The 7,752-nt window shown below is 42.1% G+C and carries 7 protein-coding genes; 4 read left to right on the top strand and 3 right to left on the bottom strand.

What is annotated here, in order from left to right:
* Positions 1–102: 102 nt before the first annotated feature.
* A complete protein-coding gene (locus tag L1D50_RS19530) occupies positions 103–1,338 on the bottom strand; it encodes an FAD-dependent oxidoreductase (protein WP_128726457.1) in 1,236 nt (411 codons plus the stop codon).
* Positions 1,339–1,351: 13 nt separating this feature from the next.
* The gene (locus L1D50_RS19525) at positions 1,352–1,672 is read right to left on the bottom strand and encodes a 2Fe-2S iron-sulfur cluster-binding protein (RefSeq protein ID WP_128726458.1); all 321 of its coding nucleotides are present in this window, start codon (positions 1,670–1,672) and stop codon (positions 1,352–1,354) included.
* Positions 1,673–2,051: 379 nt separating this feature from the next.
* On the opposite strand from L1D50_RS19525, the gene L1D50_RS19520 reads away from it, so the two are divergent.
* From L1D50_RS19520 to L1D50_RS19505, 4 genes are read left to right on the top strand one after another with little or no spacing between them, the layout of a single operon-like run.
* Positions 2,052–2,915, top strand: coding sequence for an alpha/beta hydrolase (locus L1D50_RS19520; RefSeq protein WP_239966638.1), 864 nt, complete (start codon positions 2,052–2,054; stop codon positions 2,913–2,915).
* Entirely contained in the window at positions 2,915–4,135 is a 1,221-nt protein-coding gene (locus tag L1D50_RS19515) for an NAD(P)/FAD-dependent oxidoreductase (RefSeq protein WP_239966637.1), read from the top strand. Before L1D50_RS19520 ends, L1D50_RS19515 begins: the two co-directional genes overlap by 1 nt.
* Before the next feature lie 44 nt (positions 4,136–4,179).
* Positions 4,180–5,322 carry an acyl-CoA dehydrogenase family protein gene (locus L1D50_RS19510; protein ID WP_239966636.1) on the top strand — a complete coding sequence of 381 codons (1,143 nt, stop codon included), beginning with the start codon at positions 4,180–4,182 and terminating at the stop codon, positions 5,320–5,322.
* Positions 5,319–6,809, top strand: coding sequence for an amino acid adenylation domain-containing protein (locus tag L1D50_RS19505; protein ID WP_138523134.1), 1,491 nt, complete (start codon positions 5,319–5,321; stop codon positions 6,807–6,809). The genes L1D50_RS19510 and L1D50_RS19505 overlap by 4 nt, the downstream gene beginning before the upstream one ends.
* Positions 6,810–6,973: 164 nt before the next feature.
* Here L1D50_RS19505 and L1D50_RS19500 read toward each other — a convergent pair whose 3' ends face one another.
* Complete coding sequence (locus L1D50_RS19500; protein WP_128726463.1) at positions 6,974–7,621, bottom strand: helix-turn-helix transcriptional regulator; 648 nt, start codon at positions 7,619–7,621, stop codon at positions 6,974–6,976.
* Positions 7,622–7,752 lie beyond the last annotated feature (131 nt).

Raw genomic sequence — 7,752 nt, 5'->3', positions numbered from 1 at the left:
AGAGTGGGCAGACTATATTTATAACTTATTTTTAAACGGCGCAAAGTAATACTTTTTCTGGATGCCAGCAAGGTAGCATCCAGTATTGTTAGACTTAAAATATCAAGCGTGTAACGGCGTATCTTGTATAGCAATAGGGGTCGCTGTATTCGATAACCGCTGTAGAGAAATATTTATATTTTCTCTTAAGATTTTCTTAGCAGCTTGGAAATCGCTTGGACAATTAATGCAGGTTACAGCAATCAATTTGTTAGCCTTTACATACCAGTAACTCTTGCTATCTGAACTGTATGCTCGCTCTACTACAGCGTCATACTCTTGATATAGCCCAGCAATTTGTAGTTTGCAATCATAGATATCAGACCAAAACCATGGCACTTGCCTTTGTGGCTGAGCTGTTCCACAAATACTGGCTACTGCTATTTTTGCTTGCTGAACTGCATTAGGCACGGATTCTATGGCAGTTACCTCACCGCTGAAAGGTTCTATAGCTAAGGTGCAGTCGCCCGCAGCATAAATATTAGGTGCTGCAGTTTGGCATTGGTCGTTGACCAACACTCTGCCGCATTTTGTAATTAACCCTGCTTTATCTGCCAGATCTGAATTAGCATGAGCACCAATCCCAACAACAACCAAATCTGCTGGAAAACTACTCCCATCATCACAGATAACAGACTCCACTTTGCCATTTCCAGCTAATGATACAACTGCTTTATTGGTGAGGATCGTCACGCCTTTGGAGGCATGTAAGGTGGTTACGTAGCTCGCTATTGGCTCAGCTGCAATACGGTTTAACACGCGTTCATTACGCTCTAGAATAGTAACTTGATGTCCCAACTTTTTGAACGAGGCAGCGGTTTCTAAACCTATATATCCACCACCAATCATAACGATATTCTTTTTATTTTGTTCGTAATTTACCTGCTTAGCGATCTGCTCGATATCACCAAGTGTTCTGATCGAAAATACGTTTGCTAACTCAGCACCTGGCAGTGTTAGTTTTCTTGGAGAAGCACCTGTACAGAGGATCAGTTTATCGTACGATAATGTATCTCCTGAGCTGAGCTTGATGGTGTTTTCGTCGGGTATTACATCGACAACAAAAGATTCTAACTTAATATCAATATTTGCTTTTGTATAGGCTGCCGGCGGTTTAATGTAAAGTCGTTTCAGTGGTGATTCACCAGTCAAGAAGGTCTTGGAAAGAGGGGGGCGATGGTATGGAAGATAGCTCTCCGAACTGAGGATTAAAATTTCTCCCGTCCAGTTCCTTTTGCGCAGTTCAAAAGCGGCCTCAGCCCCTGCATGGCCACCTCCAACGATGATACACCTTTTCATGATTTTTCCTTTTTTAGTATTGAGACTCAGGCAAGGTAACGCTCAAGCCATGGTGTTCTTGAGTGATTTTTACTTGGCAACTAAGGCGACTAAATGCGGTTGTGTCGTTCACCAGTTCAAGCATTTGGCTTTCATTATTATCAGGCTGCGTGACTTTACCTGACCATTGTTCAGATAGATAACAATGGCATGTTGCGCAGCTTCCGGAGCCACCGCATTCACCCTCGATCCCTTCTACTAGATTCTCTATTGCAGCCTGCATAATCGACATTCCAGGTTCAACTTCAGTATCTATTGTTGAACCATCGTGCTGTACAAATGTGATTTTTAGCATAATAACTCCATTTTTTAGTTTTGATATTTAGTTCTATATAAGTTACGCATTGCTGGGGTTTTTCATATAGTCCGATCTAACTAATTTAATAGTCCTACTTAGCTATTTTTTTATTATCCTGTTTCTATATTGTTTGTGGGGAATTGTTTTTAAATTAATGGAGATTAAAGTGGAAAAAGAGCTGATCGATTTTATAAATAACGACCTTTTGGAAGGGGCCGCCCCCGATTTAGATGAAAATACGCCCTTGCTTTAATTAGGTATATTAAACTCATTATCAATGGTGCGTTTGCTTGCGCATGTTGATCAAAAGTATGGTGCAAAGATCCCTGAAAATAATATAACACCAGTGCATTTTGAGAATATAAAGACGCTTTCGATGCTGATTAAATCCCTATCAGGGATCGTTGAAACTGAGCGTGCAGCTGAAGTGTCCGAGCTAGAGCGCTTGGTTTGCTTACAAGAGAGTTATAGCATTCAGCGAGAGTTGATAGACACCGGTAACGGATTCAAACAGCACACCTTACGTGTTAAAGGTAAAGGTCCATTGTGGATTATGCTTCCAGCGCTTGGCAACCCATCAACATCTTGGTCTTCAACGCTACGCTCATTACAAGGTCGTCACAATGCCATTGCGCTTGATTTAGCTGGATTTGGACTAAGCCAAAGTAGCAACGATGCGCCTTCATATGTGGATCATGTGGAATTTACATTACAGTTTTTAGAAACATTAGAAGAGCAAGAATGGGTACTTGTCGCTAACTCCGCGGGCAGCATGATAGCGACTGAAATAGCTCGTCGCTACCCGGAGAAGGTGAAAGCGCTCGTATGTACAGGCTTTGGTTTGGTGGAAGACGTTGATAGTTGGTGGGGAGATCTCAAGAAGATGTCTTCAAACCCTGAGCAGTTTTTAGCTGCTGCATATTACCATCCACCAAAAATGACTCCTGCGCTGGAAGACCTACTAAATGATGTACTTTCTAGACCTGCTTATCACTCATTCCTCGACGAGTATGCGCGTAAATCAATGGCAACCACGTTCGACGGCGTTAAGGTACCAACTTTATTCATCGCTGGTAATCATGATCAGATTATTCCTCCAGAGTGGAGCGAAAAAGCAGCTGAAAAACTCGAAAATGCAACGGTGACACGCTTGTCTCGCTGTGGTCATTTCTCAGCGTCAGAGCGACCAGAAGAGTTTGTTTGGGTAGTTGAAGATTTCTTAAATAAGGTGGCTATGTAATGAACGGATTTACACATTATGACGTTGTAATAATTGGAAGTGGGCCTGCTGGGAGCCTATGTGGAATTGAATGCCGTAAGAAAGGCATGTCGGTCTTATGTATTGAAAAAGAGCAGTTTCCTCGTTTCCACATCGGTGAGTCGTTAACTGGTAATGCTGGGCAGATCATTCGTGACTTAGGCCTTGCAGATGCAATGGATGCTGCTGGATTTCCTGACAAACCCGGCGTAAACGTTATAGGCTCATTATCAAAAAATGAGTTCTTTATCCCAATTCTCGCGCCAACTTGGCAAGTGCGTCGCAGCGATTTTGACAATATGATCAAACAAAAGGCGGTTGACCACGGCGTTGAATATCAACTTGGTATGGTAACTGATGTTATTCGAGAAGGTGACAAGGTTGTTGGGGCTGTGTATAAAGCCGATGGCATTGAACATCAAGTAAGATCGAAGGTGCTAGTCGATGCGAGTGGACAAAACACCTTTCTTTCAAGAAAAGGCATTGCAGGAAAACGCCAGATTGAATTCTTCTCTCAGCAAATTGCTTCATTTGCGCATTATAAAGGGGTGGAAAGAGATTTACCGCCGTTTTCCACCAATACAACCATCCTATATTCAAAGCAATATCATTGGTCTTGGATCATTCCTATTTCTCCAGATACGGACAGCTTAGGAGTCGTTATACCGAAGGATCTCTATTATAAAGAGTGCAAAAACCCAGATGATGCAATCGAATGGGGCATGGAGCACATCAGCCCAGAGCTGAAGCGACGCTTCAAAAATGCCGAACGTCAAGGTGAGTCTCAGTCAATGGCTGACTTTTCTTACCGAATAGAACCATTTGTTGGTGATGGTTGGCTTTGCATTGGAGACGCACATAGATTCCTAGACCCTATTTTCTCCTACGGTGTTTCGTTCGCAATGAAAGAAGGGATTAGAGCTGCTGAAGCGATTGAACAGGTTGTTAATGGTCAAGACTGGAAAGCCCCTTTTTACGCTTATCGAGATTGGAGCAACGGAGGTCAACAAATCGCAGCAGATCTTATTCGCTACTTTTGGATTTACCCCATTTTCTTTGGCTATCAAATGCAAAACCCTGATCTTAGGGATGAAGTCATACGCTTATTGGGCGGTTGTTGTTTTGATTGTAAGGACTGGAAAGCGCCTGCTATTTTCAGAAATGCAATCGAAGAATACGACCGTAAACAGATGGCAAGTTAAGACTGAAGTCCAATAATTAAAAATAGGATAAGTGGGGAATACAAATGAATTTTGAATGGAATGAGGCGCAGCTGTCGCTATTTGAGCATGCTCTAAGTTATTCGTCAGAATTACGATCTACAAGCCATCAACCGGGCGAGTTTCCACTCGATTTATGGAAATCTTTAGGTGACTTCGGTTATTTTGGATTACCTGTTGATAGTGAATACTCACCTTGTGGATCGGGATTGGATATTTTAACCACAGTAAAGGTACTGGAGGGACTCGGACAAGGCGGCGCGGATACCGGCGTTTTGTTTGCCGGTGCTGCACATACCTTTGCTTGTGTCATGCCAATTTATGAGCATGGAAGCGAAGCGATTAAGCGGGAGTTATTACCTCTACTCACCTCTGGAGAAAAAATCGCGGCGAATGCTATTTCGGAAGCTGAAGCAGGTTCAGACATAGCAAAGTTAGCAACAACGGCGCGCCGAGAAGGTGATTATTACATCATCAAAGGCGCTAAGTCTTACGTGACTAACGGTAGTGTTGCTGATTATTTTATCGCCTATGCGACGACTAACGCTAAGTTTGGATATCTCGGACAAACTGCATTTGTTATCCCCGCTGATTTACCTGGTATAGAAGTTGGAAATAGCTACAAAAAACTGGGTTTGAACTCTGCTCAGTTGAATCAAGTTTTCTTTGATGAGGTTAAGGTACATAAGCGATATGTGCTCGGTGATGAGGGTCAAGGCGCTAGGATATTTGCAGCTTCAATGGATTGGGAGCGCTGTTGTTTATTTGCGTTGTTTATTGGCGTGATGCAGCGCGATTTAGATCTTTGCATCGAGTATGCAAATATGCGCAAACAAGGTGATAAGACGATCAGTAAGTTTCAAGCTGTTTCTCACCGTATCGCGGATATGGAGGTTAGGTTACAAAGTGCAAGGTTGCTGCTTTATTTTGCTGCATGGCAAAAATCAAAAGAGGTAGACAATACAAAAGCAGTGGCGACAAGCAAATTAGCCATCAGCGAAGCCTTTGTACAGTCTGGGCTAGATGTGATCCGTGTGCATGGAGCGCTTGGTTATTTGGACGAAGGTGGAGTGAATAGCAGTATTAAAGATGCACTTGGATCTGTGCTTTTCTCTGGTACATCAGATATTCAACGTGAACTAATTTGTAATAGGTTAGGTTTGTTATGAAAAATTTGAGTGAGGTTTTGCTAGCTGGAATGTCCGCAGCCGGAGAAAACAAAATAGCCGTTCATGATGGTCTATTAAGTATGGATTACGATGAATTATCCCAAGCTGTCTTCCATTTCGCAGGCCACTTGAGTAGCTTGGGGGTAAAGCCTGGTGATCGGATTGGCCTGTGGGTGGATAAGTCCTGTAGGGCACTAGCTGCGATGCTTGCGGTTACTCATATTGGCGCGATTTATGTACCGATAGATCCGGCAAACCCAATAAGGCGTGTTGAAGAAATAAGAAACGATTGTCAATTAAGTGTATTGATCACCTCAGCTGAGCAGCTAGATCAATGCACTCATGATGTATCAATTCAGTGTCGGGTGATTGTCCTTAACGAAGAATACTATGGCACTGCCGACTTTATCGCTTCGTTAACCTGTTGGAACGAAGCTATGAAAGCTGTTCCAACAGACAGCCCTGCGGTAGTCGACTATCAAGATGTCGCTTATATGTTATATACATCTGGTTCAACTGGAACGCCGAAAGGAGTGAAAATCACTCATGAGAATGCCTTAGCATTTATTAACTGGGCAAAGGCTAAACTAATGCCCAGTAAACAGGATAGATTTGCCAATCATGCACCTTGGCATTTCGATCTATCTGTATTTGATATCTATGTATCTTTATTGGCGGGTGCTAGCGTTCATCTCGTGTCTGAATTACTAAGTTACGTTCCAAAACAGCTAATTGATTTTATAGAGCAGCAGCAGATCACTGTCTGGTATTCAGTACCTACCGCTCTTAAGTTAATGCTCGAAGCTGAGCCGCTTTTCGCGGAGCGTTGCAAGTTGCTAACGACCGTGATTTTTGCAGGAGAGGCCTTTGAGGTTAAAGCGCTAAAAGTATTAAGGGCAGCATTACCCCAAGCTCGACTTTATAACTTTTATGGCCCAACAGAGACTAATGTTTGCACCTATTATGAAATAGGTGAGAATGTCCCAGAATTACTACCTATTGGCTTTTCAGCTAGCAATAGCATTATTACAATCAGGAATAATACTGGTGAAGAACTTGCGCAAGGTTTGCGAGGGTTCATCTGTGTATCAGGCCCTACAGTATTTGCTGGTTATTGGGGTAAACCAGCTCAGGAAAACCAATATTATAACACTGGTGACTTAGGCTACTACAATGAGTTTGGTGAACTAATGTATAACGGCCGAGAAGATCATATGGTGAAAGTAAAGGGCTACCGTATTCACTTAGGTGAGGTTGAGCATGCGATCAATAAGCATAAACATGTTGCAGAATGTGTTGTTGTTCTCAATGAAGACAAGCAGTTACACGCGCATATTACCATTAAAGATAAAGCGCCGACGCTGTTAGAGTTGAAAATGCATTGTGCTAAACTATTACCAAAGTACATGCTGGTTGATAGGCTTCAAGTTTGGTCTCAATTACCGTTAACTCGAAATGGCAAGTATGCTCGTCAAGAGCTAGCTTAATATCGGTTTTTTACAGGCGATGTTTTTAATCGCTTGGGCTGTTGAGAATGGCTAAAAGATATTACTGGCTTCAAGTGAGCAGTACCTATCTTGCTGTAATGAATGGTTGGCAGACCCCTTATAGAGAGTCCCATTAAGTGTTTTTAGTGGGACTCATCGTTCAATTAATTGCATAAGGCTAAGGCTGCCGAGCGGTTAGGTGCGTTGAGCTTCTCAAGAATACGAGCAACATGGTTTTTAACTGTAAACTGACTGATCCCAAGTATAAGTCCAATTTCTCTATTTGTTTTTCCTGACGACATCCAGTTGTACACTTCTTTTTCTCTCGCTGTAAGGGACTCTAGCGGATGATTCTGTGCCCATGTAGGCTCTAAGCTAGTGATATAGGCTTTGTGTAGGTAGGGGGTTATCAGGTCAATCAGATATGAAGCGGGTGTCAGTGTACTAGACAGACTATTTTGAAAAATGACAAGAGACATAAATGCAGCACTGGGGTCATCCTGCCCATATAGAGCAACGTCAGACAATATACTGTTGGTTCTGCAGACACTGCGTAGCTCTTCCAGTGCGAACTCGTCATCGTAAATTGCACTTTGTAGTTTTTTTACTAATTGATTACATGCAGAAACGTTCATATCTGAAATAATTCTTCTTTCTTTTTTCTTAATTAAAGCGATGTACAATCCCGCCGTATTCGCGAATGACATAACACTTTGGAACGTATCATGGTTGAAGTTTCTATATTTGGCAGCGGCTTTTAGTTGCACAATCGCGGACGTAACGACAATCAGCTCATTATTTGTATTTGACATTGTTGCTTTCCTTAACAGGTTGTTTCATTTTGTATTCAATGTTTGTTTTTTGTTTACCTAAAGTGATAATGGTCTTTTTTTTCACAATGGTCAAATTATTTAATCAATTGATTATTTATAGTGGGTAGCGA

This window comes from Pseudoalteromonas sp. Isolate6 (assembly GCF_022398435.1).
Lineage (GTDB): Bacteria > Pseudomonadota > Gammaproteobacteria > Enterobacterales > Alteromonadaceae > Pseudoalteromonas > Pseudoalteromonas galatheae.
This window is presented reverse-complemented; position numbering and strand designations above follow the sequence as displayed.

What these genes read in the sequence shown, in the direction of transcription:
- L1D50_RS19510 (WP_239966636.1), top strand. Translation starts at nt 4,180, where the DNA reads ATGAATTTTGAATGGAATGAGGCGCAGCTGTCGCTATTTGAGCATGCT.
- L1D50_RS19520 (WP_239966638.1), top strand. Translation starts at nt 2,052, where the DNA reads ATGCTGATTAAATCCCTATCAGGGATCGTTGAAACTGAGCGTGCAGCT.
- L1D50_RS19500 (WP_128726463.1), bottom strand. Translation starts at nt 7,621, where the DNA reads ATGTCAAATACAAATAATGAGCTGATTGTCGTTACGTCCGCGATTGTG.
- L1D50_RS19505 (WP_138523134.1), top strand. Translation starts at nt 5,319, where the DNA reads ATGAAAAATTTGAGTGAGGTTTTGCTAGCTGGAATGTCCGCAGCCGGA.
- L1D50_RS19530 (WP_128726457.1), bottom strand. Translation starts at nt 1,338, where the DNA reads ATGAAAAGGTGTATCATCGTTGGAGGTGGCCATGCAGGGGCTGAGGCC.
- L1D50_RS19515 (WP_239966637.1), top strand. Translation starts at nt 2,915, where the DNA reads ATGAACGGATTTACACATTATGACGTTGTAATAATTGGAAGTGGGCCT.
- L1D50_RS19525 (WP_128726458.1), bottom strand. Translation starts at nt 1,672, where the DNA reads ATGCTAAAAATCACATTTGTACAGCACGATGGTTCAACAATAGATACT.